This window comes from Microbispora sp. H10836, from assembly GCF_012999525.1.
In the GTDB taxonomy this organism is placed as follows: domain Bacteria; phylum Actinomycetota; class Actinomycetes; order Streptosporangiales; family Streptosporangiaceae; genus Microbispora.
In genome coordinates, this window is the sequence record NZ_JABBWU010000004.1 from 373,824 (window position 1) to 399,359 (window position 25,536).

Consider the following 25,536-nt stretch of genomic DNA (forward strand, 5'->3'; position numbering starts at 1 on the left):
TTTCCGCGCACTTCATGTGCTTCAGAAAGGGAAGTTCCGTGGCTATCAAGTTGCCGGGCGGACGCACCATCGGCCTGATGACGGCCGGTGCTCTGGCCGGGTCGGTCCTGGTTCTGGGTGGCGCGGCCACCGCTTCGTCGGCGAGTGACGCCGTGTTCTACGCGTGTGTGAACAAGAGCACGCGGTACATGCGCCTGGTGAACGCGACCACCACGTGCAAGACGACCGAGACCAAGGTGTCGTGGAACAAGACCGGCCCGCAGGGTCCGGTGGGCATCGGCGGCACCGGTCCGCAGGGTCCGGCCGGTCCGCAGGGTTTGCGTGGTCCTCAGGGCATGCGCGGCCCGCAGGGCCCGAAGGGTGCCACCGGCCCGCAGGGTCCCGCCGGTCCGCAGGGCCCCCAGGGCGCCAAGGGAGCCGACGGCGCCAAGGGCGACACCGGACCGCAGGGTCCCGCCGGTCCGCGCGGACCGGAGGGCCCGAAGGGCGACTCGGGCGTCGGCGGCATCTCCTACAAGCAGGCGGAGTTCAATTTCGGCTTGAAGAACAACACCGTGAAGCTGAGCTGTGGCAGCGGTTACGCCACGGGCGGCGGTTACCGCGGCACGAGCATCATCGGCGAGGTCCTCACCAACGGCCCGATCATCGAGGGCGGCAAGCCGACCGGCTGGGAGATCAAGGGATCGATCGGCACCAAGGGCACCGCGTACGTGATCTGCGCCACCGTCGGCGGTGGCGGCAACGCCGCCTCCCAGTCCGGCGAGGACGAGAAGAAGGCCGAGGACAAGACGCCGGCCCTCCAGTCGAGGACTCCCAGCCCCACCAGCGGCAACTGAAGACGATGAGAGGTGGTGGAGTCCGTGGGGGCTCCACCACGCCCGCGTCCCGGGCCCCGATTTCTTGACCGCTCGCACTCACCGGTAGCGAAGATGCGCATACGTGATGTTTAGCGCGACAACCGGCATAACTCCTGGCGCGTGTATCACATGCACAACATGCGTTTTCCGCGCACTTCGTGCGCTTCAGAAAGGGAAGTTCCGTGGCTATCAAGTTGCCGGGCGGACGCACCATCGGCCTGATGACGGCCGGTGCTCTGGCCGGGTCGGTCCTGGTTCTGGGTGGCGCGGCCACCGCTTCGTCGGCGAGTGACGCCGTGTTCTACGCGTGTGTGAACAAGAGCACGCGGTACATGCGCCTGGTGAACGCGACCACCACGTGCAAGACGACCGAGACCAAGGTGTCGTGGAACAAGACCGGCCCGCAGGGTCCGGTGGGCATCGGCGGCACCGGTCCGCAGGGTCCCGCCGGCCCGCAGGGTCTGCGTGGTCCTCAGGGCATGCGCGGCCCGCAGGGCCCGAAGGGCGACACCGGAGCCAAGGGTGACACCGGCGCGAAGGGCGACAAGGGCGACACCGGACCGCAGGGTCCCGCCGGTCCCGCGGGTCCGCGCGGGCCGGAGGGCCCGAAGGGCGACACCGGTGCTACCGGTCCCAAGGGGGACAAGGGCGACACCGGTCCCAAGGGCGACACCGGTCTGAAGGGCGCCCAGGGCGACCGTGGTCCCGCCGGTCCTGCCGGTCCCGCCGGTGCCAAGGGCGACACCGGTCCTCGCGGCCTGCCCGGTGAGGACGGCAAGAGCGCCTGCGAGATCTGGAACAAGGGCGCCTGCAACGCCAAGGACGAGGCCGACTTCCTGAAGTGGCTCAAGGGCCAGGGTGACTCCGGCGGCGGTGCCGCCACCCTGAGCTCACGGATGGCGAGCGCGTTCATCTCGGGGAACAGCGGATCCGTCTCCTGCGCGGCGGGTGAGACGGTCACCGGCGGCGGCTACAAGGTCGGCTCGAGCAAGACCGTCACGGGCAGCTACATGAGCGGCAACGGCTGGAAGGTCGAGCTGACGGGCAACGGCGGTAGCGGCGGCGACAACGGCCTCGTCTACGCCATCTGCACCAAGATCTCGTAAGAGCGTGCCGGTGGAGCCCCTAGGGCTCCGCGCACGCGCCGCCCATGCTTGCCGTACGCGATGAGGCGTTGGCGTACGGCGACTGCGAAGGCCCTTCCGGAGGGGTTACCGGAAGGGCCTTCGTCGGTTCCGTAACCCGAGACGTCCGGCAGCCGGTGGTTCCCGCAGGCGAACAACTCAGGGAAGCAACGTCAGCGCGAGGCAGTGGCGAGGGCGGATGACGGAGAAGTCCCGCCGGTCGAGAGTGGCGACATGCCGGACGCCGAGCCGCTCGGCCAACGCGACCACCGAGGCGTCCGCCGGATCGAGTCTTAAGGCAGGATAGGCGCGCACCAGTTCGGCCATGCGACGCAGATCGCCGGGAGTGACGGCGACGAGGGTGAGATCGCCGCTGCTCGTGGTGGCGTGGAGCTGTTCGAGGAAAGCCGCGTGAGCTGCGGGGCCGCCGTACTTGTTGATCAGCCAGCACGCCTCGATCAGGACGGTGATGGGCAGCAGAAGCGGGCCGGGAAGCTCTTCCAGCAGGCGTACGCACGCCTCGTGGTGCTTGTCGCCGCGATGAGCGGCGGCCACCAGCGGGCCTGTATCAAGCAGGGTCGTCACACTGGTCTAGTGAAGTGCTCGCGAAGATAGTCTTCAGCGCATTCGGCCAGATCCGCTGGGCCGTCATCGAAAATTCCCGCGAACGAGATACGTCGTCGAGCTTCCCGGATCGGTACAAGGCCTTCCCGGTCGTGCTCACAAAGCTGCCGCGTTTCCGGAATGTAGTGGGTCAATTCGGGGTCGGTCTCCACCAGACGCAGCAGACGACGCGCCTGGTCGGGCGGGAGCTGGTCGACCAGGTGGTGCAGTTCGTTGTGCGCAGGAGTCGCCACTCCACGAGTGTACGGCACGCGTTATGAATCAGGCAGGGATCGTAAGTCAGCCGCGCATCCTGCTTCTTCTGGCCGCCGAGGATCGCAGCGAAGGCCCGGCTTCCGCCTGCTCAACCTTGGTGTGAATAATCCTCCCCGGGGAGCGGCGGAAACGGGGAGGGGCGGTAGCGACCGGAGAGGCGGGCGAGTTTGAGGCTGAGATGCAGGCTCAGCCGTTCTCCTCCGTCCCTGAGGTCGGTCTCCGCCAGTTCCTCCACCCGCCGCAGCCGGTAGTAGAGCGACGTGCGGTGCAGGCGGAGCCTGCGGGAGACGGCCTGGGCGTTGCCGGCGAGGTCGAGGTAGATCTCCAGAGTTTCCAGCAGCGGCCGGTGCTGGGCCTCGTCCAGCAGCCGTGCCAGCCCCGGGTGGAGGTTGCCGTGCGGCATTCCGGACAGCATGCGGTAGACGCCGAGGCGGCCCCACTCGGCCGAGCGCCCGAACTCCGGCACCTTCGCGGCGATCTCGGCGGCGTGCAAGGCCTCCTCGTACGACTCGGCCGCGAGGGAGAGCGAGGGGCGTGGCGAGCCGATCCCGACCAGGACGGGCGTCCCGAGGGCGGCGTGCATCTCCTCGGGGAAGGCGCCGGTGCCCGCGGTGAGCAGGACGGCGTGGTCGTAGCGCACCAGGTGAAGGGGATGATGCCTGACCAGGCGCCGCCGCAGGGCCAGCAGCCCGCGTTCCAGCGTCAGCCGCAGGGTCTCGTCGGCCTCGCCGGCGGTGGGCCGGGCGACCGCCACGGTCACGGGCGCGCCGTGCGGAAACGCGCCCGCCCCGATCAGGGTCCTGTCGGCGTCGGGCTCGCGGAGCAGCAGTCCGGTGACGGCCTCCAGTTCGCGGCGCGAGGCGAGTTCGGAGGCCAGGCTCTCGTGGAACAGGGTCAGGGCCAGGGTGGGCGCCGTCTCCGCCGCGACCGCGATCTCCGGCTCGGTCATGGCCGGGGCCGCGTCGATGAACCAGAGGAAGCCGAGCGGCAGGCCGTCGTGCCGTACGGGAACGCAGACGCGCGGCAGCAGGCCCAGTTCCGGTGCGCCGGGCGTGCGCAGCGGCCCGGTCGCCTCGTGGATGCCCGCCGTGCGCAGGAAGTCGCGCACGTCGGGAGTGGTGTGGCGGCGCAGGATCGACTGGCGGCGGACGTCGTCCATCGGCCCGTCCTGCTCGCTGTAGGCGACGACGCGCTGGCGGCCGTCCTCGAGCAGCAGGGGTCTTTCGAGCCGAAGGGCGAGGTCGTCCACGATTCGCTGCAGATCCACCACTCGGCCTCCACCTGGACGCTTCGACATCTGTAGGAGAAGGGCCCGTTGCTCTTCCCTACAAGTGACCGATGATCTGCGTCAATAGTCTCTATAGCGTCATAATTCGTGAAACTCTCAAAAACGCTGTTCCCGGGCATAGTGGCAGCCATTGCGCTCGCCCCGCTCGCGCTTACGGCGGCTCCCGCCTCCGCGGCCCCCGGCGGAGACCCCGATCTCCCCTGGCGTCGTGACCACTGGCCCCAGACCCAGCCCTGGCAGCGCGACCAGCCGGACGAGGCGCAGAACCTGCGCGGCCGCGCGTCCCGGGTCGTCGCGCCGATCGACCCGCAGAACTGGAAGAACCCCGACCACATGACGTGGGCGGACTACAAGAAGATCCCGGGCACCGACTGGGCGAACCCCGCCGTGAAGGGGTCGACGCGCACCTTCAAGGGCGCGCTGGTGCTGGTGGACTATCCCAACCAGCCGTTCGTGGTCACCCAGCCGCGGAACTCGACCGTCTTCGGCAACCCCAGCGCCGAGGCCCACGACATCCCCCGTGGCCAGGTCGCCAAGTTCTACCAGGACTTCCTCAACACCCCCAACCAGCTCAACAAGGGCCACACCCTGCACGAGTACTGGATGGAGGACTCCGGCGGCAGGTACGGCGTCGACCTCACCGCCTTCGGCCCCTACACCATGCCGGGCAAGTCACACGAGTACGCGATGGAGTACCAGCGTGACGCCTGCCCGGCGGGGGACACCTGCACCAAGAACCTGCGCGCGGACGGCAAGGCCGCCTGGCTCGCCGACGTCGGCCAGGACGTCACCTCCCAGTTCGACTTCGTCTTCTATCTGAGCGCCGGTCAGGACGAGTCGTCGACCTGGCAGGAGTTCGGCATGATGAAGTTCCCCACCAAGGAGGACGTCACCGACGACTTCGGGCCGCCGGACCCGAACCTGCCCAACTGGTCCAGGACCCGCTATGTGGACTGGACGTCCTGGGCCGCCGGCTCGACGTTCTGGCCCAACGCGAACATCGGCGTCGACTCCGTTCAGGCCGAGAGCTCCGGCCAGGGGGTCTTCGCCCATGAGTTCAGCCACATCCTGGGCGTCCTGGACAACTACAACAACCCGTACGGCAACCCGCCGGTCCGGTCCTACACCGGCATCTGGGAGATGCTCAGCCGCGGCAGCTTCAACGGCCCCGGCGGCCCGCACAGCCGCTGGCTGATCCCGCCCACGGCGGGCGCGTCGATGGGCGCTCAGCACATGCTGCGCAACAAGATCAAGCTGGGCATCGTCGACGAGGAGAACGTCCTGCGCCTGTCGCGCGAGGCGCTCCGCGACTCCGGCCTGGTGGTCGCCAAGGTGACCGCACGCGAGATCCAGCCGGGCAAGGGCCGGCTGACCGGCGTCAACGTCTCCTTCGACACCGGCGACAAGTCCACCGGGTCGTGCAGCCAGCGGACCGAGCCGCTCTGCGACGGCGGCGGCTACGACAACTACACAGTGGAGGTCGTCGACCGGATCGGCAGCGACTCCTTCACCCCCGACTCCGGCGTGCTCCTGGCCAAGACCAAGAACCAGGACCGGGCGCCGTTCGAGTGGGTGATCGACGCCAATCCGCAGGACATCAACATGACCGACTACGTGCTGCCCGACGGCACCAAGGTCCCGATCACGATCGGCGACTACCGGCAGCTCGCCGACGCCCTCTTCCACGCGGGCACCGACTCGGGCAGCCAGTACGAGTACGTGGACCAGGTCAACCGCCTGCACTTCTACGTCACAGACGTGCAGCGCGACGCCAAGGGGACCCTGTCGTACACGGTGGCGATCAGGTCCCTCGACGGCGCGGGCCCGCAGAAGCGCGGCGTGAAGCTGCTGCCGGGCGCCGGCGTCCCCGCCGCCCAGAAGGGCGTGTCGATGTGCGGCTTCCCGCTGTTCAACACCGGCAAGGCCGCCTCAGCTCAGGGGCAACACCCCGAGGACGTCAGCGCGTACCTGAACAGTGACGTCTACCGGCTGAAGGCCGAGGTCGATGGGAACGGCTGGACCACGATCACGCCCAACGCCCTCGCGGCCGTCGACTTCGGCGGTAAGGAGACCGTCACCGTCTTCGCCCAGCAGTCCGCGGGCGGCAGCCGTCACGCCACGGTGAAGCTCACGGCTACCTCCGAGAGCGACCCGTCCAAGACGATGACCGCCACCTGCCACGTCAACGCCGTCTGACGCCGTACAAAAGGCGAGCGGGCCCTTCCGGACGGTCCGTCCGGAAGGGCCCTTTCACTCAATCGGAATCAGCCGAAGACGCGCGGGAGCGCGGACGAGTGGACCTCGCGAAGCTCCTCGACCGGGACGTCGAGGACGCCTTCGACCGTGAGCGCGGAGCCGCCGGTGAGGCCGAGCCCGGAGCACGGGACCTCGTGGCGGGCGCACAGGTCGGCGAGGGCCTCGAACGCCTCGGGCCGCACGCACACCAGCGCCCGCGCGGCCGACTCGCTGAACAACTCGACGAAGGCGTCCTCGCCCGGCAGGGTCACCGTGCAGCCGACGCCCTGGGCCAGGCACGCCTCGGCCAGGGCGACGGCGAGACCGCCGTCGGACAGGTCGTGCGAGCCCTCCAGCAGCCCGCGGGCCGCCGCCTCGGTCAGCACCGCCGCCAGGCCGCGCTCGGCCTCCAGGTCCGCCTGCGGCGGCAGGCCGCCCAGGTGGCCGTGGACGACGTGCGCCCACTCCGACCCGCCGAACTCCTCGCGGGTCTCGCCCAGCAGGAGGACGCGCAGGCCGGCGGCCGTGAAGCCGGACCTGACCCGCTGCGCCACGTCGTCGATCACGCCGAGCACGCCGACCACCGGCGTCGGGTTGATCGCGGTCGAGCCCGTCTGGTTGTAGAACGACACGTTGCCGCCGGTCACCGGGACGCCGAGGGTCCGGCAGGCGTCGGCGAGCCCGCGCACGGCCTCGGAGAACTGCCACATGACCTCGGGGTCCTCGGGCGAGCCGAAGTTGAGGCAGTTGGTGACGGCGAGCGGCTTCGCGCCGGTCACCGCCACGTTGCGGTACGCCTCCGCCAGCGCGAGCTGGGCTCCCGTGTACGGATCGAGCTTCGCGTAGCGGCCGTTGCCGTCGGTGGCGAGCGCGATCCCCCGGGTGGTCTCCTGGGCGCCCGGCATGACCTCGGAGATCCGCAGCATGCCGGCGTCGGCGGGCTGGGCGAGGACCGTGTTGCCCCGGACGTACCGGTCGTACTGGGAGGTCACCCATTCCTTGGACCCGAGGTTGGGCGAGCCGAGCAGGGTGAGCAGCGTCTCCCGCAGGTCCTCGGGCCGGGGCAGGCGCTCGGGGCCGTCGGCGTTGAGCGCCGCCTGCCCGGCGGGCTCGTGGAACGGACGCTCGTAGACCGGGCCCTCGTCGGCGGCCGTGCCCGGCGGGATGTCGACGATCACCTCGCCGTCCCACGTCATGACGAGCCTGCCGGTGTCGGTGACCTCGCCGATCACGGTCGCCGGAACATCCCACTTGTCGCAGATCGCCATGAAGGCGGGGATGTCGTCGGGTGTGACGACCGCCATCATGCGCTCCTGCGACTCGCTCATGAGGATCTCCTCGGGCCGCAGCGTGGGATCGCGCAGCGGGACGAGGTTGAGGTCGACCTCCATGCCGCCGGTGCCCTTGGCGGCCAGCTCGGTCGTGGCGCAGGATACCCCGGCCGCGCCGAGGTCCTGGATGCCGACGACCACGTCCGCCTGGTACAGCTCCAGGCAGCACTCGATCAGCAGTTTCTCCATGAACGGGTCGCCCACCTGTACGGCGGGCCGCTTGGCCTGCGACTCGTCCTCGAAGGTGGCCGACGCCAGCACCGACGCGCCGCCGATGCCGTCCGCGCCGGTCCGCGCGCCGAACAGCACGACCTTGTTGCCAGGTCCGGGGGCGGTGGCGAGCTTGATCTGGTCCTTGCGCAGCAGGCCGACGCACAGGGCGTTGACCAGCGGGTTGCCGATGTAGCAGGGGTCGAAGGCGACCTCGCCGCCGATGTTGGGCAGGCCGAGGCAGTTGCCGTAGTGGCTGATGCCCTCGACGACCCCGGGCAGCACACGGCGCGTGTCGGGCTGGTCGGCCCCGCCGAAGCGCAGCGCGTCCATGACCGCGACCGGCCGGGCGCCCATCGACATGATGTCGCGCACGATGCCGCCGACGCCGGTCGCCGCGCCCTGGTGCGGCTCGACGTACGACGGGTGGTTGTGCGACTCGATCTTGAAGGTGGCGGCCCAGCCGTCGCCGATGTCGACCACGCCGGCGTTCTCGCCCATGCCGACGAGCAGCGCCTCCGACTTGGGCGCCTTGGTCCCGAACTGCCGCAGGTGCACCTTCGACGACTTGTAGGAGCAGTGCTCGCTCCACATCACCGAGTAGATGGCCAGCTCGGAGCTGGTCGGACGGCGCCCGAGGATCTCGCGTACGCGCTGGTACTCGTCGTCCTTCATGCCCAGCTCGGCGTACGGCTGGCGCTCGTCCGGCGTCTCCTGCGCCCGCCTCACGCTGTCGAGGGTGCTCACGCGTTCACCAGCCTCTTGAGAATCGAGGTGAAGAAGTGCCGGCCGTCCACGCTGGGCGCGCCGGTCAGGTCCTCGACCGCGTGCTCCGGGTGGGGCATGAGACCGACGATGTTCCCGGCCTCGTTGGTGATGCCCGCGATGTCGTTGAGCGAGCCGTTCGGGTTGCCGCCGGCGTAGCGGAAGACCACCCGGCCCTCGCTCTCCAGCGCCGCGAGCGTGTCGGCGTCGGCGACGTAACGGCCCTCGCCGTGCTTGATCGGCAGCACGATCTCCTGGCCGTCGGTGAAGTCCGTCGTCCACGCCGTACGCGTGCTCTCCACGCGGATGCGCTGGTCACGGCAGATGTAGTGGAGGCCCTCGTTGCGGGTCAGCGCGCCCGGCAGCAGGTGCGCCTCGCAGAGGATCTGGAAGCCGTTGCAGGTGCCGAGCACGGGCAGCCCGGCCTGGGCGGCCGGGATCAGCTCGGTCATGAGAGGGGAGAACCGGGAGATCGCCCCGCAGCGAAGATAGTCGCCGTAGGAGAACCCGCCGGGCAGGAAGACGGCGTCGACTCCCTTGAGGTCGTGGTCGGCGTGCCACAGGGGCACGGCCTCCGCTCCGGCCAGCCGTACGGCTCGCGCGGCGTCCTGGTCGTCGAGTGTTCCGGGGAAGGTGACGACGCCCACCCGGGCAGCGCTCATGACAGTTTTCCCTCCAAGGCGCACGCCACCGTCTCATGTGCCGGACGGCGGTCAGTGGCGGTACACCTCAGGGTATCGGAGCCGCCAAACGGGCTCCCCTCGCGGAGGCCACTACCGATCACTCGTCACACCGGGTCCCCGGGCCCGGCGCGGTGCGTCGCCGGGGCCCTCAGACCCCGGCGAGATGCCGATCGAGGGTGAGGTGATGGGCGATGGCGTCCTCGTCCCAGTCGAGCTCTTTGCACAGGCGCACAGTGGTGCCGCGCCCGGGCGTGATGTCGAACGAGAGATCGTCCACGACGGCACGCATGATCAGGATGCCCCGTCCGTTCTCGGTCTCCGCCGGCGGATACTGCCGGGGGATCATGTGCAGCCCCTCGCCTTCGTCGGCGACGCGCAACTCGCAGCGACCGTTGCCGATGGTGGCCATGACCTCGTAGCGGTTGGCGGGACCACCGTGCCGTACCGCGTTGGCGCACGCCTCGGACGTAGCCAGGAGTATGTCGGACACGCACTCCTCGGTCACTCCCAGAGACCGGAGCGCGTCTCCCACCACCCGGCGGACCATCGGGATGCCGATCGCATCTCGTGGCATCGCCAGTGAGAACTCAATATCCACCGGACCCCTCCCCGGTGTCGAAGGTCACCAAGGTAGGCTTCCCCGATGAATCAGGGCTAACCGCAAAATCACGTCCCTGTTAATCAGGGCGTGGCGTATAGGTGGGTTCGAGAGGGACCGAAGCCCCATTTGGGGTTGATAAGCAGCGGCAATAGTGGTGTGAAATGCGCCACTTCACCTCTCGACGTGGATCGTGAAGTCCTCGATGACCGTGTTGGCGAGCAGGGTTTCGGCCATCTTTCGGACCTCCGAAAGCGCGGCCTCGTCGGCCGGGCCGTCCAGCTCCAGCTCGAACCGCTTGCCCTGCCGCACCCCGGCGACCCCGGAGAAGCCGAGTCGCGGCAGCGCCCGGGCGATCGCCTGGCCCTGCGGGTCGAGGATCTCCGGCTTGAGCATGACGTCGACGATGACGCGCGCCACGATGTTCCTCCAGTTCGAATAGGCCCGCCGGTATCGGGGGTCCGCCTGGGTCAAGCCTAGTGCCGCCCCGCCGCCTCGCCCCCTGTGGCCCCGGCACCGGGGGTGTGGCGTCTCACGGTCCGGGAATCGGAGAAGTGTGGACAGGCGGGCGGGGTCTTGCGCTGTGGGGTGTGACTTCTGCCACGATGTCCACATATGCGCCCGGTCGCCCACCCCAGCGGCCGTACGCCAGACGACCCGGCCTTCCTGCGGGGGTGACCCCACCCGCGGGGGCCCGACACGCACAGGAGTGGCACGTGACAGCCGACGCCCCTCGTGGTGTAGACGCACCCCCGGAGCTCGTCCAACTGCTCACCCCGGAAGGGGAGCGGGTCGAGCATCCCGACTACGACATCGAGCTGACCGCGGAGGAGGTCCGCTCCCTCTATCGCGACCTGGTCCTCGTCCGCCGCATCGACCTTGAGGCCGTCGCGCTCCAGCGGCAGGGGGAGCTCGGCATCTGGGCGTCCCTGCTCGGGCAGGAGGCCGCGCAGATCGGCTCGGGCCGGGCGCTCACGGACGCCGACATGGCCTTCCCCACCTATCGCGAGCACGGCGTGGCCTGGTGCCGCGACGTCGACCCGGTCAAGCTGCTCGGCCTGTTCCGCGGCGTGAGCAACGGCGGATGGGACCCGGCCGAGCACAACTTCCACCTCTACACGATCGTCATCGGCTCCCAGACCCTGCACGCGGTCGGGTACGCCATGGGCGTCCAGCGCGACGGCGCCGAGGCGGCCACGATCGTCTACTTCGGCGACGGCGCGACCTCCCAGGGTGACGTGAACGAGTCGTTCATCTGGGCCTCGGTGTTCAACGCCCCCGTCGTCTTCTTCTGCCAGAACAACCAGTGGGCCATCTCGGAGCCGCTGGAGAAGCAGTCGAAGATCCCGCTGTACAAGAGGGCGTCCGGCTTCGGCTTCCCGGGGATCCGGGTCGACGGCAACGACGTGTTCGCCTGCCTCGCCGTGACCCGCCGGGCGCTGCAGAACGCCCGCGAGGGGCAGGGGCCCACGCTGATCGAGGCGTTCACCTACCGGATGGGCGCGCACACCACCTCCGACGACCCCACCCGCTACCGCCTCGCGGACGAGCTGGAGGCGTGGAAGCTGAAGGACCCCATCGAGCGGGTCAAGGCGTACCTGTTCAAGAACCAGCTCGCGGACCAGGAGTTCTTCGAGAAGATCGACGCCGAGGCGGACGCGCTCGGCAAGGACGTGCGAAGCCGGTGCCTGGCGCTGCCCGACCCGCCGCCCGGGGCTATCTTTGATCACGTGTACGCCGGCGCCCACGCACTCCTCGACGAGGAACGCGAGCAGTACCTGACCTACCTGGCGGGGTTCGAGCGATGACCACTCTGACTCTCGCCAAGGCGTTGAACGAGGGCCTCCGCCGCTCCATGGAGGACGACCCCAAGGTGCTCGTGATGGGAGAGGACGTCGGCAAGCTCGGCGGCGTCTTCCGCGTCACGGACGGCCTGCAGAAGGACTTCGGCGAGGACCGCGTGATCGACACGCCGCTCGCCGAGTCGGGCATCATCGGCACGGCGATCGGCCTGGCCCTGCGCGGCTACCGGCCGGTGTGCGAGATCCAGTTCGACGGGTTCGTGTTCCCGGCCGCCGACCAGATCATCACCCAGCTCGCCAAGATGCCGCTGCGGTCGCTCGGCACGCTCAAGCTGCCCGTCGTCGTACGCATCCCCTGCGGCGGCGGCATCGGGGCGGTCGAGCACCACTCCGAGTCGCCCGAGGCGTACTTCACCCACACCGCGGGCCTGCGGGTGGTCGCGTGCTCGAACCCGGCGGACGCGTACACGATGATCCAGGACGCCGTCCGCTGCGACGACCCGATCATCTTCTTCGAGCCGAAGCGCCGCTACTGGGACAAGGCCGACGTCGACCTCGCCGCCCCCGGCCTGCCACTCGACCGCGCCCGCACCGTACGGCAGGGCCGCGACGTCACGCTGGTCGCGTACGGGCCGATGGTGAAGACCTGCGTGGAGGCCGCCGCGGCGGCGGAGGAGGACGGGCGGAGCGTCGAGGTCGTCGACCTGCGCTCGCTCAACCCCCTCGACGTGGACGTCCTGACCGAGTCCGTGACGCGGACCGGACGGTGCGTCGTCGTCCACGAGGCCCCGGTCTACACCGGCTTCGGGGCCGAGATCGCGGCGCGCGTCACCGAGCGCTGCTTCTACAGCCTGGAGGCGCCGGTGCTGCGGGTGGGCGGGTTCTCCACGCCCTATCCACCGTCCCGGCTGGAGGACCACTACCTGCCCGACCTGGACCGCGTGCTCGACGCCGTGGACCGCTCGTTCGCGTACTGAGGGGGAGGGATCTGCCATGCTGCGCGAGTTCAGACTCCCCGACGTGGGCGAGGGACTGACCGAGGCCGAGATCGTCAAGTGGCACGTCGCCCCGGGCGACTCGGTGAAGATCAACCAGACGATCGTGGAGATCGAGACGGCCAAGGCCGTCGTCGAGCTCCCGTGCCCGTACGAGGGCACCGTGTCCGCCCTGATGGTCGGCGAGGGCCAGACCGTCGACGTCGGCGCCCCGATCATCTCGGTGGACGACGGCGCGGGCGGTGACGGCGCCGGCGCGGGCCGGGAGGCGCTGGCCGACGACATGGTTCCGGACGTGCGGAACCGCGCTGAGGCCCAAGCTCCGCCGAAGGAGGAGCGCCAGCCGGTGCTGGTCGGGTACGGCGTCAAGACGAGCGCCACTCGCCGCCGCCCCCGCAAACCGGCGTCGTCCGCTCCGCCCGCCGCGTCTGCTCCGCCGGTTCCGCCCGTCCGGACCGCCGCGCCCCCGCTGACCACTCCCGCCCCCGCCGTCGCGGGAGGGGGTGCTGGCGCGGCACACGGCAACGGCTCCGGAGCGTCCGTACGGGCGCGCGTCCTGGCGAAGCCGCCGGTCCGCAAGCTCGCCAAGGACCTCGGTGTGGACCTGACCACCCTCACGGGCACGGGCCCTCGGGGGTCGATCACCCGGGCCGACGTGGAAGCGGCGGTTGCGGCGCCCGCCCTCGCACCGACCGCCGGGCGCGACACGACCGCGCGAGAGGAGCGCATCCCGGTCAGAGGGGTCAGGAAGGCGACCGCGCAGGCGATGGTGGCCAGCGCGTTCTCGGCCCCGCACGTGACTGAGTGGCTCCAGGTCGACGTGACCGAGACGATGGAGGCGGTCCGGCGGCTGCGGACGCTGCCCGAGTTCGCCGAGGTCAAGGTCTCCCCGCTGCTCCTGGTCGCGAAGGCCCTGCTCACGGCGGTGAAGCGGCACCCGATGGTCAACGCCTCGTGGACCGGCGAGGAGATCGTGGTCAAGCACTACGTGAACCTCGGCATCGCCGCGGCCACCGATCGGGGGCTGATCGTGCCCAACGTCAAGGACGCCGACGCGATGTCGCTGCCCGGCCTCGCCCGGGCGCTCGGCGACCTCACCGAGCGGGCGCGGGCCGGGAAGTGCCGGCCCGCCGAGCTGAGCGGCGGCACGATCACGATCACCAACGTCGGCGTCTTCGGCGTCGACGCCGGCACGCCGATCCTCAATCCGGGAGAGGTGGCGATCCTCGCCGTGGGCCAGATCAGGGACATGCCCTGGGTGGTCGACGGGCAGCTCGCGGTCCGCAAGGTCACCACCCTGGCGCTGTCGTTCGACCACCGCGTGGTCGACGGCGAGCTCGGCTCCTACGTCCTGCGCGACGTCGGCGCCATGCTGGAGGACCCCCTCCGAATGCTCGCCTGGAGCTGAGCCGCACGCGCTTGGAAGGGCCGGGCACCCGAGGCGCATGGCGCATTCGAGGGGTGTCCGGCCCTTTTCCTGCGTCACCCAGGTGGCGCAGGTGTCAAGCAGGATGCAAGTGACGTCCAAGACGCCGTCCGTAGCGTCTTCGCCGTAAGCGATCACCGGCCCCGGGAACGCCGGAGATCCGGGGGATCCTCGCCGCTGCGGGGGGACCAGGCAAGGCCGCGCGAGCGGCGAGAAAGGACGACATCATGTCGAAGATCAGCATTGACGACATTCCGTTCGAGGGTGCGGAGCTGACCGACGCCGAGCTCGGCGAGGTCAGCGGCGGCCGCTGGTCGGTGAGCTGGTACATCGGCGGCAAGCCCGCCGAGTGGGTCAACAGCTGACCTGAGCTGATAGGGACCCGCGGGTGAGACGACCCGCGGGCCGCCCACAGGACGGCGGAGCGGACCTCCCGCTCCGCCGTCCGCGCTTGACCGGAGTGAACGTGATCCTGATACTCAGCGACCGGGGGGACGAGGCGGTCCACGCGGTCCTGCCCAAGCTGAAGCACCGCGGGGTGCCGGTGACCTGGTGGGACCCGGGAGACCACCCCGCGAGGGCCGGGATCACCGCCGCCTTCGACGGCGGCCGGCACCGCGTCGTGCTCGACACCGTGGACGGGCGGATCGACCTCGCCGACGTGACGGCCGTCTGGCGCAGACGCCCGAACCGCCCGGCGAGCGCCGGGAACGTGACCGACCCCACTCATCGCGCGCACGCCGCGCTGCAGGCGGAGTTCCTGCTCGACGGCGTGTGGGCGCTGGCCGAAGTCCCCTGGCTGCCGTGCCGGCGTGAGGTGGAGCGGCACGCGCACAACAAGATCGTTCACATGGCCCGCGCGGTCGAGCTGGGGTTCACCGTGCCCCCGACGGTCTTCACCAACGACCCGGCCGAGCTTGTCCCGGCGTACGAGCGGGCCTCGGGCCGCCTGATCGCCAAGCAGATCAGCTCCGACGCGTTCACCGTCGACGGGGCCGACCACCGCGCGTACACGACCCTCGTCACCCGGCGCCTGCTCACCTCACGGCATCGGCTCCGGCACGAGCCGGTCATTCTCCAGCCCTACGTGACGAAGGACGTCGAGCTGCGCGTGATCGTGGTCGGTGAGAGCGTCTTCGCCGCCGCGATCGACACCCGGGCGTCCCGGACCGCGAGGGACGACTGGCGCCACTACGACGACGACCGGGTGCGATACAGCCCGCACGAGCTTCCCGAGCCCGTGGCCGCGCGCTGCGTCGCGCTGACCGCGTCGCTGGGCCTGACCTTCGGCGCGATCGACCTCATCCTGACCCCCGAGGGGGAGTACGTGTTCCTCGAGATCAACCCGAACGGCGCCTGGGGCTTCGCGGAGCAGCGCGCCGGGCTGCCGGTCGGCGACGCCATCGCCGGCTGGCTCGCGGCGGCCCACGAGGGGAGGCGGGCGCGGTGAGCGACTTCGGCATGGCGGTCGAGTCCGGCGTGCGGTTGCTGCGGAGCCTGCCCCGCCGCCGCCCCGACGTCGAGGAGGCCAGGCGTACGGCCGCCGCCTGGGCGGCCGAGCGCCCCGGCCTGTCGGCCCAGCTCGTCGTCGACGTGCGGCCGGGGACCCCGGTGGTCGACTACGATCTGCTGCTCGCGCATCCCGAGGGCGGCACGGTCGCGGTGAGCGCGCCGCCGGAGGACGGCGTGCCCTGGCTGGTCGACCATTCCACGCACTGGGCGGCCGGAGGGCTGGTGACCGTGGACGACGTCCACCTGTCCGTCGCCCAGGCCCTGACGATGCTGCGCTCGCTGTCGCGCCGGGACGCGACGCCGTACGAGGAGATCGTCGACCAGTGCGTGATTCTCAACGAACTGCTGGACGACGACGAGCCGCTCACCCCGGGGGACCTGCAGGCCGCGGCCGACGAGTTCCGCCGGGGACGCGGCCTGCTGGACCGGGCGTCCACCCTCGCCTGGCTTGAGGAGGTCGGCATGTCGGGCGAGATGTTCGAGACCTACATCTCGGGCATCGCCCGGCGGAGGCGGTTCCGGCGGCGCAAGGAGAGCGAGCTGGGGCCGGGATACCTGGCGGCACACCGCGCCGATTTCGACCGGGTAAGGGCGGTCTGGGTGGTCTCGGCGGACAGGTATGCGGCGAGTTCTCCCCAGGACCTGCTCGTCCTCCTGCCGGAGCTCCGGGAGGCCCGGGTGATCGTCGGCGAGCGTCTGGCCCGCGAGTTGCCCGCCGAGCTGCGCGGCGCCCCCGCGGGCGCCGTCGTCGGCCCGTGCGAGAGCGAGGAGGGTTACCTCAGCGGGACGGTCCTGGAGCGCAGGCCGGCCGAGGACGACGCGGAGACGCTGGCGGCCGCGGGCCGCGCCGCCTTCGCCGAGTGGCTGGCCGGGCGGCGACGGCAGGCGAGGATCGAATGGCACTGGTCATGAGGCGTGGCCTCTACCGGGAGGAGGCCCTGAGCAGGTACGCGAGACCCGGCTCCGGGGCGCGACCGCCTGTGATGATCCGTCGCGGCATGATCACTCTGCTGTGGGCGCTGGCCGTGCTGCTCGCGTCCGGAACCGGTGCGGTCGCCGTCGCGGTGCTCTCGGGAGCGGGGAGCGGCTCGTGAGAAGGCGCGTGCCCGTCGTGCTGCAGAACACCGCCACCGAATGCGGCGCCGCGTGCCTGACGATGATCCTCTCCTACCACGGGCGCCGGCTCTCCCTGCACGAGATCACCGATCGGCTGCAGGTCGGCAGGGACGGGCTGTCCGCACGGGCGATCGCCGACGCGGCCCGGGAGCTGGGACTCAAGGCGCGTGCCTTCTCACTGGGGCCCGAGGACCTCGCCCGGCTGCCCATGCCCGTGATCGTGCATTGGGAGTTCAACCACTTCCTTGTCGTGGAGCGCTGGGCGCCCGACCAGGTGGACGTCGTCGACCCTGCCCGAGGCCGGCGCAGGCTCACCTCTGAGGAGTTCGACTCCGGCTTCACGGGGGTGCTGCTCGCCTTCGAGCCGGCTCCCGGCTTTCGTCCGGGCCGTTCGACCGCCGCCACCGCATGGCGGCGGCGGTTCCTGCACGACCTGGTGCTGCGGCGCAAGGGACTGCTCGCTCAGGTCGTGGCCGCCTCCGTGCTGCTGCAGGTGCTCGGGCTCGCCCTGCCCGTGTTCTCCGAGTCGCTGGTCGACCGGGTCCTGCCGTACGGCGCCGATCGGCTGCTCCTCCTGCTGGGCGCGGGGCTCGTGCTCGCCGGCCTCACGCAATTCGTGGTCGGCTGGCTCAGGTCGGTCCTGCTGGTGTCGGTCCGGGCGGGGGCGGACGCCGAGCTCACCCGGGGAGTGGTCGCCCATCTCGTGACCCTGCCGTACCGGTATTTCGCCCTGCGCGGCAAGGGCGACCTGGTCACCAGGGCGGGCAGCGTGGCGGTGTTGCGGGAGATGCTGACCGGGCAGGTGCTGTCGGCCCTGATCGACGGGCCGCTCGCGATCGGTTACGCGGTGCTCGTCCTCGTCAGGGATCCGGTGCTGGGGCTGTGCCTGCTCGGGTTCGCGGCCGCGCAGATCGCCCTGCTGCTCGCCACCGCACGCAGGGTGCACTATCTGACCCAGCGGGAGCTGACCGCTTACGCGGCCACGCAGAGTCAGCTCGTGCAGGCGATCGGCGGCATCGAGACGCTCAAGGCCTCGGGCGCGGAGTCACGCGCCGTCGACCAGTGGACGAAGTTCTTCGCCGAGCAACTGGACGCCGACGTACGCGGCGGGCTCACCCAGGGACTGCTCGAGGCGGCGCTGAACGCGCTGCGGCTGCTCGCTCCGCTCGTGCTGCTGTGGGTGGGCGCCTGGCGGGTGCTGGACGGCGACATCACGCTCGGTGCGCTGCTCGGGCTCAACGCCGTCGCGACCGCGGCGCTGACCCCGTTGTCCTCGCTCATGACCAGTCTGCAGAGCATGCAGCAGGCCGGAGCGCACTTCGACCGGCTGTCGGACATCCTGAGCTCCGAACCCGAGCAGGACAGCGGCATTGAGGTCCTGCGGCTGCGCGGCCGGATCGAGCTGAGGGGGGTGGGCTTCCGCTACGACCCCCGCGGGCCATGGATCCTGCGTGACGTATGGGTGCGGATCGAGCGTGGTCAGAAGATCGCGCTTGTGGGCCCCTCGGGAGCGGGCAAGAGCACGCTGGCGAGGATGCTGCTGGCGCTGCACACACCGACCGAGGGGGAGATCCGTTACGACGACGTCCCGCTCCGCGAGCTCAACCCGCGGTCCCTGCGGCGCCAGTTCGGCGTGGTCACTCAGGACCCGTCGCTGTTCACCGGCACGATCCGGGAGAACATCGCGCTGAACGACCCCGAGGCGTCGTTCGACCGGGTGGTCGGGGCCGCCGGGCTGGCGTGCCTGCACGACGAGATCTCGGCCATGCCCATGGGGTACGAGACCGTGCTCACAGAGGGGGCGGGCCTGTCCGGCGGTCAGCGCCAGCGCCTCGCGCTCGCGCGGGCACTGCTGTCCCGGCCGAAGGTCCTGCTGCTCGACGAGGCCACGAGCAACCTGGACAGCGCCACCGAGGCCCAGATCGAGGCGAACCTGGCCGGGCTCACCCAGACCCGGATCGTGATCGCGCATCGGTTGAGCACGGTCAGGGACGCCGACCTCATCGTCGTTGTCGACGACGGTCGGATCGTCGAGTGGGGTGCGCACAGGGAGTTGCTGGCGCAGGGGGGGCACTACGCCGCGCTGGTCGCGGCGCAGACGGCCGGGGCGGAGACGTGAGCGTGCGAACGCGGGCTGTGAGGTGACGATGACGACCTTCGAGTTCGCCGACCTGCTCGGCGAGGGCACCGAGATCCTGCGCGGACTGCGGCGCCGCTGTACGGGCCTCGCCGAGGCGGGAGAGGTGGTCGGGTCGTGGGCGGCCCGCCATCCCCGTGCCTGCCCGCGGCTTGTCCTCACGGGCAGGCGCGGCGAGTACGACCTGCGGCTGAACCATCCGGAGGGCGGCACGGTGACGCTGTCCGTGCCGCGCGGGGCGGAGTCGGAGCAGGACGGTCGGGCGCCCGGCGGTCCGCTCGGCACGGATCGCCTGCGGGCGGGGGTGGCGGAGGCCCTCGCACTGCTTCAGGCCGACTGCCGGGATCTCCGGGCCGTGATCGCCGAGCAATGCCTTCTGTCACGTGAGCTCATGGAGGACGACGAGCCCTTGGACGAGGGCGATCTGCGCGAGGCAGTGGCGGAGTTCCGCGCCGGCCACGGCCTGCGCGACCGCGCCTCCACGCTGGCCTGGCTGGCGGAGATGTCGTTGTCCGGTGAGCAGTTCGAGGTGTTCGTCACCGGGATCGCGCGGTGGCGGCGCTTCCGGCGGCGGAAGGAGGCCGAGCTCGCGCCGGGCCACCTCGCGGCCCACCGCCGCGACTTCGACCGCGTACGCGCGCTGTGGGTGACGGGCTCCCAGCCGGTGGACGGGAAGTCGCTGCGCGGCGTGGGCGGCCTGGTGGGGTGCGGAGAGGCCACGGTGACCGTGGGCGAGCGGTGGGCCAGGGACCTGCCCGCGCCGCTGCGGCACGCCGCGCACGACACGCGGGTCGGCCCGATGGCGTACGGCGACGGCTATCTGACCGGGATCGTGCTGGAGCGCCGGGCGGCGCGGGACGATCCGGAGACACTGGCCGTGGCGGGCGAAGCAGCCTTCCGCGAGTGGCTCGCCGTACGGCGCGGCGGGCCTTCGCCGAGCGACGCCCGCGCTGAGGCCACACCTGCGATTCCGGCCATCACTGACCATGATCATTCCGTGGGCCTCTCGCCTCCTCTGGATGCCCGCGCCATGACCGGATGAGAGGATGGGCCGCGCGTGATTCCCGTAGCGGAGGAGAGTGAGCATGTTCCGGCACGTCGTGCTGCTGAAGTGGACCGATGACGCCACCGAGGAGCAGCGCGCCGAGGTGGCCAGGCGGCTGGGCGGGCTGCCGGACGTCATCTCCGAGTTGCGTTCCTATCAGATCGGCCCGGACGCGGGCGTCAACCAGGGCAACTTCTCCTTCGCCGTGGTCGCCGGCTTCGACTCCCCGGAGGACTACGTCGTCTACCGGGACCACCCGGCCCACCGCGCGGTGATCGACGAGTGCATCACGCCGATCCTCGCCGCCCGTGCGGCCGTGCAGTACACCCTCTGAACCGCTGAGCGTGCTCACGCGGAGGGCGATCGGGCAGCGCCCCTCGTCCTCCCGTTTCCACGCACGTGCCTTGCCGGACGATCACCGGTGCCAGGCGGTGACAGGTCCGTCATGTGCCGCTTGCTGGAATCTCATTTCGCCGCACACTCTCACCCTCCGGCGTGTGCGGGATCAAGGCCGTCCTCGATAACGATTCGGATACGCGAATTCGGTTCATGAACGTGAACGGGCCGTGACCTGCGTCACGGTCTCGGTCCCGTCCTCCGCGAGCCCGTGACCTGCGAACCCGCCATTGACGGCGTCCGGGAGGCGGGCGCATCGTAACGAGGCCAGGCGGTTGTCGGTCCGGGTGCCGCCGTTCACCCGGAGGTACGACGCGCGTGAACCAATTGGACTGGTACGTTCTCGGCGCCTATTTCATCGTCATGGTGGCGATCGGCGTCTACTCGCACCGGCGTATCGGCAATATCAGTGACTTCTTCACCGCCGGGGGCAAGATGCCCTGGTGGCTGGCCGGCATCTCGCACCACATGTCCGGCTACAGCGCCGTCATGTTCACCGGGTACGCCGGCATCGCCTACCTCTACGGCGCCACGTCGTACGTCACCTGGGCCTTCCCGATCGCCATCGGCATCGCGATCGGCTCGGTGCTGTTCGCGCCGCGGCTGAACCGGATCCGGTCGAAGCTCAGGGTCAGCTCTCCGCTGGAATTCCTCGCCAAGCGGTACAACGTGCCGACGCAGCAGGCGCTCGCCTGGTCCGGCGGCCTGCTGAAGATCGTGGACGTCGGCGCCAAGTGGGCCGCCATCGCCACGCTGCTGTCGACGTTCACCGGCCTGTCGCTCAACCAGGGCATCCTGATCACCGGCGTCGTCACCGCCGTCTACTGCACGGTCGGCGGCCTGTGGGCCGACGCGCTCACCGACTTCGGGCAGTTCGTCATCCAGCTTCTCGCCGGCGTCGTCATGCTGGTCGCCGTCCTCGCCAAGCTCGGCGGCATCGACGCCGTCGGCGGGATGTGGGACCGCCTGCCGGAGGGGCACGCTCAGCCGCTCAACGGTCCCTTCACCGTGACGTTCCTGCTCGCGTTCCTGTTCATTAAGACGTTCGAGTACAACGGCGGCATGTGGAACCAGGCCCAGCGGTACATGGCCGCGCCGAACGCGGCGCAGGCGGCCCGCGGCGCCCGGCTGTCGGCCGTGCTGTGGGCGATCTGGCCGCTGCTGCTGTTCTTCCCGATGTGGGCCGCGCCGCTGCTGGTCCACGCGACCAAACCGGACGCGAGCGACTCCTACGCGCTGCTGACCACCCAGCTCATCCCGCACGGCCTGCTCGGCCTGGTGATCGCCGGCTTCTTCTCCCACACGATGGCGATGGCCTCCTCCGACGCCAACGCGATCGCCTCGGTCTTCACCCGCGACGTGATCCCGGTGCTGTCCCGCGCGGCGCGGGGCTGGGACACCCGGGCCGCCCTGGTCGCAGCCCGCGTCACCACGGTCGCGTTCATCGCGTTGTCGATGGCCGTGGCCACGCAGGTCAACAGCCCAGTGCTGAAGGACATCATCACGGTCGTCATCAAGTGGGTGGCCGGTCTGATGGGCCCGATCTCGATCCCGCTGCTGCTCGGCATGCTGCCGCTGTTCCGCCGGTCCGGTCCGACGGCGGCGCTGATCTCGTGGGCGGCGGGCCTGTTCGTCTTCTGGCTCACCAACTACGGCGTCAGCGGCCTGTCGACCGCCGTGTCCACGGCCGCGCCGGTGGCCACCTCGCTCGTGCTGTTCACGGTCATCGGCTTCGTCCGCCCGGAGAACACCCCCGAGCGCGAGGAACTGCTCCGGACCGTCAACACCGACGAGGACGGCGCCGCCCGCCCGCTCCCGGCGTCCGCCTGATCCAGCCGAAGTTCTACAGGTACGGCCGCCGCACCAGAGCGTGGGCGGCGGCCGTACCGGACCAGCACAGATCAGAAGGACTCTTCGGGCAGTTCCATGAGGTCCTGACCGGTGGCGGCGAGCACGCGGCGCTCGGCGGCCAGCCGGGGCAGGACGGTCTGCGCGAAGAACGAGGCCGCGGCGACCTTGCCCGTGTAGAACGCCTTGTCCTCCTCCGAGGCGGACAGGGCGTTCAGCGCGACCTCGGCCTGACGCAGCAGCAGCCAGCTCAGCACCAGGTCGCCCAGCGCCATGAGGAACCGGGTGGTGTTGAGCCCGACCTTGTAGACCTCCTGCGGCGTCTCCATGGAGGAGATCGCCCATCCGGCCATCGTGTCGGCCATGGACTTGACCACGTCGGCCGCCTCGTCGAGCAGGCCGCGCTCGACCTTCAGCCGTCCGTTGCCCGCCTCGGAGGCCGCGAACGCCTTGATCTCGCCGAGCAGCGACCCCAGTGCCGCGCCCTGGTTCTTCAGGACCTTGCGGAAGAACAGGTCCTGGCCCTGGATGGCGGTCGTGCCCTCGTACAGCGAGTCGATCTTCGAGTCGCGGATGTACTGCTCGATCGGGTAGTCCTGCAGGAAGCCCGAGCCGCCGAGGGTCTGCAGCGAGCGGGCCAGCAGCTCGTACGACCGCTCGGAGCCGACGCCCTTCACCAGCGGGAGCAGCAGGTCGTTGAGCGCCTCGGCGGCCTCGTCGCGGCGGCCCTCGAACTCCGCGATCTGGATCTGGTCCTGGATCGTCGCCGTGTAGAGCACCAGCGCGCGCATCGCCTCGGCGTACGACTTCTGCAGCATGAGCTCGCGGCGTACGTCGGGGTGGTGGGTGATCGTCACGCGCGGGGCGGTCTTGTCGCCCGAGCGGGTGAGGTCGGCGCCCTGGACGCGGTTCTTGGCGAAGTCGAGCGCGTTGAGGTAGCCGGTGGACAGCGTGGCGATGGCCTTGGCGCCCACCATCATGCGGGCGTGCTCGATCACCATGAACATCTGCCGGATGCCGTCGTGGACGTCGCCGACCAGGTAACCGATGGCGGGGTGCTTCTCGCCGAGGGTGAGCTCGCAGGTCGTGGAGACCTTCAGGCCCATCTTCTTCTCGACGTTGGTGACGTAGACGCCGTTGCGCTCGCCCAGCTCGCCGGTCTCCAGGTCCACCAGGTATTTCGGCACGAGGAACATCGACAGGCCCTTGGTGCCGGCCTTGGCGCCCTCGGGCCGGGCCAGCACGAGGTGGAAGATGTTCTCGGCCATGTCGTGCTCGGCGCTGGTGATGAAGCGCTTGACGCCCTCGATGTGCCAGGTGCCGTCGGGCTGCTGGATCGCCTTCGTACGGCCCGCGCCGACGTCGGAGCCGGCGTCGGGCTCGGTGAGCACCATGGTCGCGCCCCAGCGCCGCTCGACGGCCATCTCGGCGAACCGCTTCTGCTCGGGGGTGCCGAGCTCGAACACCAGGCGGGAGAAGGCCGGGCCGCAGGCGAACATCCACACGGCGGGGTTGGCGCCGAGCACCATCTCGGCCATGGCCCACACGAGGCTGCGCGGGGCGGGCGTGCCGCCGAGCTCCGGCTGCAGCTCCAGGCGCCACCACTCGGCGTCCACCCAGGCCTGGTAGGAGCGCTTGAAGCTCTCCGGCATGGTCACGCTGTGGGTGGCGGGGTCGAATACGGGCGGGTGGCGGTCGGCGTCCTCGAACGAGTCGGCGATCGGGCCGACGGCCAGCCGGTTGACCTCGTCCAGCACGCTTCGCGCGGTGTCCTCGTCGACCTCGGCGAACGGGCCGGTGCCGAGGATCTCCCTGCGGCCGAACACCTCGAAGAGGTTGAACTCCAGGTCGCGGAGGTTGCTCTTGTAGTGACCCATCTGTGTGCGCTCCTAGAACCGAACCCGGGGGTAACGTACTGGTCGGTAACTCTAAAGGAATGCTACCCACGAGTAACCGCCCATATCCAGGGTCTGTGCCACAGATCGCACGGAATGAGGTCTCACAACCGGTATCGTCCCGTTGTGAGAAGGCCGCGAGCCGCGGTCTTCCCGGACGAGGTGCCCGCCGTACCCGGACCAGCGAAGACGGTGGGCGGAAGGACATGGACCAAGTTCTGCAGATCGCCGGCGCCGTCCTGATTCTCGGCGCGTTCCTGCTCTCCCAGATGAACGTCCTCGACAACAGTTCGAAGATCTACCTCGTGCTCAACCTCGTCGGCTCCGCGGTGCTCGCGTGGCTCGCGTACGCGGACGACGACTGGGGATTCCTGCTGCTGGAGGGGGTCTGGGCCGTGGTGTCCGCGGTCAGCCTCGTCCGGGCGCTTCGACCGCGGCGGGCCGCCACGTAACCTGCTTGACACCTTTGCCGGTGTCGGGATTGGGTGGGGCGCATGATTGAGATCTACACGACGACGATCGACTGCGCCCGGCCGTACGAGCTGGCCCAGTGGTGGAGCGAGGCCCTGGGCTGGCCGCTCGTTGACTCCGAGCCGGAGGACGACGAGGTCATGCTGGACCGTCCGGACGGTCCTCCGCACCTGCTTTTCATCCAGGTGCCCGAGGGCAAGACGGTCAAGAACCGCCTGCACCTCGACGTCGTCCCCTCCGGGAACGGCACCCGCGACCAGGAGGTGGAGCGGCTGCTCGCGCTCGGGGCCAAGCCGTACGAGGACCACCGCACCCCGGAGGGCACCGGCTGGGTCACTCTCCTCGACCCCGAGGGCAACGAGTTCTGCGTCTGCCGCGGCGCGGCGGAGCGGGAGGCCTGAGCCTCAGGCGCCCTTGGCGCGGCCGCGCATCGAGACCGTGAGAACGGCGGTGATCAGCAGCACGAGCGCGCCGCCCCACAACGCGTCCCAGGCCGCGCCGAAGACGCCCTCGCGGTCGATCACGAGCTGCACCGGGTACATCAGCGCCGCGGCGCCGAGGCCCGGGTAGAGCGCGAAGCGCCAGGGGTGGCGCAGCGCCCAGAGGCGCGCCTGCCGGGTCACCCGGTCGCCGGCGTCCGGCTTGGAGATCGCGCCGATCGCCGCGACGAGGGCGAACACCGTGAGGCCCGCGCACAGGGCCCAGGTCAGGTCGGCCGGGCCGGGCAGGATGACGCCCAGGAGAAAACTCGTGGCCGCGACCGCCCCGCCGGACGTCGCCGCGGCCCGCCAGGGCGCGCCGCGCAGGGCCGCGCCGGCCAAGGACATCTCGTCCATTCGGGTCAGTTCGTTCATGACTTCAGCGTGCCCTTTTGGGCGTTTCCGTGGCATCGGGGAAGTCCCTGAGCCTCCCCTGACGCGCCC

Annotated in this window: 24 protein-coding genes and 1 riboswitch; of the genes, 15 read left to right on the forward strand and 9 right to left on the reverse strand. The window is 70.3% G+C overall.

Annotation, left to right across the window (positions count from 1 at the left end):
- Positions 1-38 precede the first annotated feature (38 nt).
- Positions 39-836 (forward strand): hypothetical protein, encoded by a 798-nt coding sequence (locus HHX30_RS42610; RefSeq protein ID WP_283246735.1) that lies wholly within the window; start codon positions 39-41, stop codon positions 834-836.
- A 203-nt stretch (positions 837-1,039) separates the two neighbouring features.
- Complete coding sequence (locus tag HHX30_RS42615) at positions 1,040-1,963, forward strand: collagen-like protein (protein ID WP_169981823.1); 924 nt, start codon at positions 1,040-1,042, stop codon at positions 1,961-1,963.
- 177 nt (positions 1,964-2,140) lie between these two features.
- Here the strand turns inward: HHX30_RS42615 and HHX30_RS11265 are convergent, their stop codons facing one another.
- The 3 genes from HHX30_RS11265 to HHX30_RS11275 all read right to left on the reverse strand — a co-directional run bounded on the left by HHX30_RS11265 (position 2,141) and on the right by HHX30_RS11275 (position 4,127).
- The gene (locus HHX30_RS11265) at positions 2,141-2,566 is read right to left on the reverse strand and encodes a PIN domain-containing protein (RefSeq protein WP_169981824.1); all 426 of its coding nucleotides are present in this window, start codon (positions 2,564-2,566) and stop codon (positions 2,141-2,143) included.
- Positions 2,563-2,838: a hypothetical protein gene (locus HHX30_RS11270; RefSeq protein WP_169981825.1), complete on the reverse strand. Its 276-nt coding sequence runs from the start codon at positions 2,836-2,838 to the stop codon at positions 2,563-2,565. The genes HHX30_RS11265 and HHX30_RS11270 overlap by 4 nt, the downstream gene beginning before the upstream one ends.
- A 110-nt stretch (positions 2,839-2,948) precedes the next feature.
- The gene (locus HHX30_RS11275) at positions 2,949-4,127 is read right to left on the reverse strand and encodes a helix-turn-helix domain-containing protein (protein WP_169981826.1); all 1,179 of its coding nucleotides are present in this window, start codon (positions 4,125-4,127) and stop codon (positions 2,949-2,951) included.
- Positions 4,128-4,235: 108 nt separating this feature from the next.
- Between HHX30_RS11275 and HHX30_RS11280 the strand changes: the two genes are divergently transcribed.
- On the forward strand, positions 4,236-6,344 hold the full coding sequence (locus HHX30_RS11280; protein ID WP_311922319.1) for a M6 family metalloprotease domain-containing protein: 2,109 nt from the start codon (positions 4,236-4,238) through the stop codon (positions 6,342-6,344).
- 68 nt (positions 6,345-6,412) lie between these two features.
- Here the strand turns inward: HHX30_RS11280 and purL are convergent, their stop codons facing one another.
- The 4 genes from purL to purS form a co-directional block, all read right to left on the reverse strand.
- Complete coding sequence (gene purL, locus HHX30_RS11285; RefSeq protein WP_169981827.1) at positions 6,413-8,671, reverse strand: phosphoribosylformylglycinamidine synthase subunit PurL; 2,259 nt, start codon at positions 8,669-8,671, stop codon at positions 6,413-6,415.
- Positions 8,668-9,351, reverse strand: a complete 684-nt coding sequence (gene purQ, locus HHX30_RS11290; protein ID WP_169981828.1) for a phosphoribosylformylglycinamidine synthase subunit PurQ — start codon at positions 9,349-9,351, stop codon at positions 8,668-8,670. The genes purL and purQ overlap by 4 nt, the downstream gene beginning before the upstream one ends.
- A gap of 169 nt (positions 9,352-9,520) precedes the next feature.
- The gene (locus HHX30_RS11295) at positions 9,521-9,946 is read right to left on the reverse strand and encodes an ATP-binding protein (protein ID WP_310742131.1); all 426 of its coding nucleotides are present in this window, start codon (positions 9,944-9,946) and stop codon (positions 9,521-9,523) included.
- Positions 9,947-10,144: 198 nt separating this feature from the next.
- Positions 10,145-10,390, reverse strand: coding sequence for a phosphoribosylformylglycinamidine synthase subunit PurS (gene purS, locus HHX30_RS11300; RefSeq protein WP_169981830.1), 246 nt, complete (start codon positions 10,388-10,390; stop codon positions 10,145-10,147).
- Between the two features lie 296 nt (positions 10,391-10,686).
- Here purS and pdhA point away from each other — a divergent pair, with 296 nt between their 5' ends.
- The 10 genes from pdhA to HHX30_RS11350 all read left to right on the forward strand — a co-directional run bounded on the left by pdhA (position 10,687) and on the right by HHX30_RS11350 (position 22,229).
- Positions 10,687-11,778, forward strand: a complete 1,092-nt coding sequence (gene pdhA, locus HHX30_RS11305) for a pyruvate dehydrogenase (acetyl-transferring) E1 component subunit alpha (RefSeq protein ID WP_310742129.1) — start codon at positions 10,687-10,689, stop codon at positions 11,776-11,778.
- On the forward strand, positions 11,775-12,749 hold the full coding sequence (locus tag HHX30_RS11310; protein ID WP_169981832.1) for an alpha-ketoacid dehydrogenase subunit beta: 975 nt from the start codon (positions 11,775-11,777) through the stop codon (positions 12,747-12,749). Before pdhA ends, HHX30_RS11310 begins: the two co-directional genes overlap by 4 nt.
- A gap of 16 nt (positions 12,750-12,765) precedes the next feature.
- Positions 12,766-14,175, forward strand: coding sequence for a dihydrolipoamide acetyltransferase family protein (locus HHX30_RS11315; protein WP_169981833.1), 1,410 nt, complete (start codon positions 12,766-12,768; stop codon positions 14,173-14,175).
- A 245-nt stretch (positions 14,176-14,420) separates the two neighbouring features.
- Positions 14,421-14,558: a putative ATP-grasp target RiPP gene (locus HHX30_RS11320; protein ID WP_169981834.1), complete on the forward strand. Its 138-nt coding sequence runs from the start codon at positions 14,421-14,423 to the stop codon at positions 14,556-14,558.
- 101 nt (positions 14,559-14,659) lie between these two features.
- Complete coding sequence (locus tag HHX30_RS11325; protein WP_169981835.1) at positions 14,660-15,643, forward strand: MvdC/MvdD family ATP grasp protein; 984 nt, start codon at positions 14,660-14,662, stop codon at positions 15,641-15,643.
- Entirely contained in the window at positions 15,640-16,617 is a 978-nt protein-coding gene (locus HHX30_RS11330) for a TIGR04500 family putative peptide maturation system protein (RefSeq protein ID WP_169981836.1), read from the forward strand. The genes HHX30_RS11325 and HHX30_RS11330 overlap by 4 nt, the downstream gene beginning before the upstream one ends.
- 178 nt (positions 16,618-16,795) lie before the next feature.
- Positions 16,796-18,940: a peptidase domain-containing ABC transporter gene (locus HHX30_RS43210; RefSeq protein ID WP_169981837.1), complete on the forward strand. Its 2,145-nt coding sequence runs from the start codon at positions 16,796-16,798 to the stop codon at positions 18,938-18,940.
- A 28-nt stretch (positions 18,941-18,968) separates the two neighbouring features.
- A complete protein-coding gene (locus HHX30_RS11340) occupies positions 18,969-20,000 on the forward strand; it encodes a hypothetical protein (RefSeq protein ID WP_169981838.1) in 1,032 nt (343 codons plus the stop codon).
- 43 nt (positions 20,001-20,043) lie between these two features.
- Positions 20,044-20,337, forward strand: coding sequence for a Dabb family protein (locus HHX30_RS11345; RefSeq protein WP_169981839.1), 294 nt, complete (start codon positions 20,044-20,046; stop codon positions 20,335-20,337).
- A 380-nt stretch (positions 20,338-20,717) separates the two neighbouring features.
- Complete coding sequence (locus HHX30_RS11350) at positions 20,718-22,229, forward strand: sodium:solute symporter family protein (RefSeq protein ID WP_169981840.1); 1,512 nt, start codon at positions 20,718-20,720, stop codon at positions 22,227-22,229.
- Positions 22,230-22,300: 71 nt separating this feature from the next.
- On the opposite strand, the gene HHX30_RS11355 is transcribed toward HHX30_RS11350, so the two are convergent.
- Positions 22,301-24,124, reverse strand: coding sequence for an acyl-CoA dehydrogenase (locus HHX30_RS11355; protein ID WP_169981841.1), 1,824 nt, complete (start codon positions 24,122-24,124; stop codon positions 22,301-22,303).
- Between the two features lie 147 nt (positions 24,125-24,271).
- Positions 24,272-24,343, forward strand: a riboswitch (guanidine-III (ykkC-III) riboswitch).
- Positions 24,344-24,348: 5 nt separating this feature from the next.
- Between HHX30_RS11355 and HHX30_RS11360 the strand changes: the two genes are divergently transcribed.
- Positions 24,349-24,594: a hypothetical protein gene (locus HHX30_RS11360; protein WP_169981842.1), complete on the forward strand. Its 246-nt coding sequence runs from the start codon at positions 24,349-24,351 to the stop codon at positions 24,592-24,594.
- A 42-nt stretch (positions 24,595-24,636) separates the two neighbouring features.
- On the forward strand, positions 24,637-25,014 hold the full coding sequence (locus HHX30_RS11365) for a VOC family protein (RefSeq protein ID WP_169981843.1): 378 nt from the start codon (positions 24,637-24,639) through the stop codon (positions 25,012-25,014).
- 3 nt (positions 25,015-25,017) lie between these two features.
- Here HHX30_RS11365 and HHX30_RS11370 read toward each other — a convergent pair whose 3' ends face one another.
- Positions 25,018-25,467: a hypothetical protein gene (locus HHX30_RS11370; RefSeq protein ID WP_169981844.1), complete on the reverse strand. Its 450-nt coding sequence runs from the start codon at positions 25,465-25,467 to the stop codon at positions 25,018-25,020.
- Positions 25,468-25,536 lie beyond the last annotated feature (69 nt).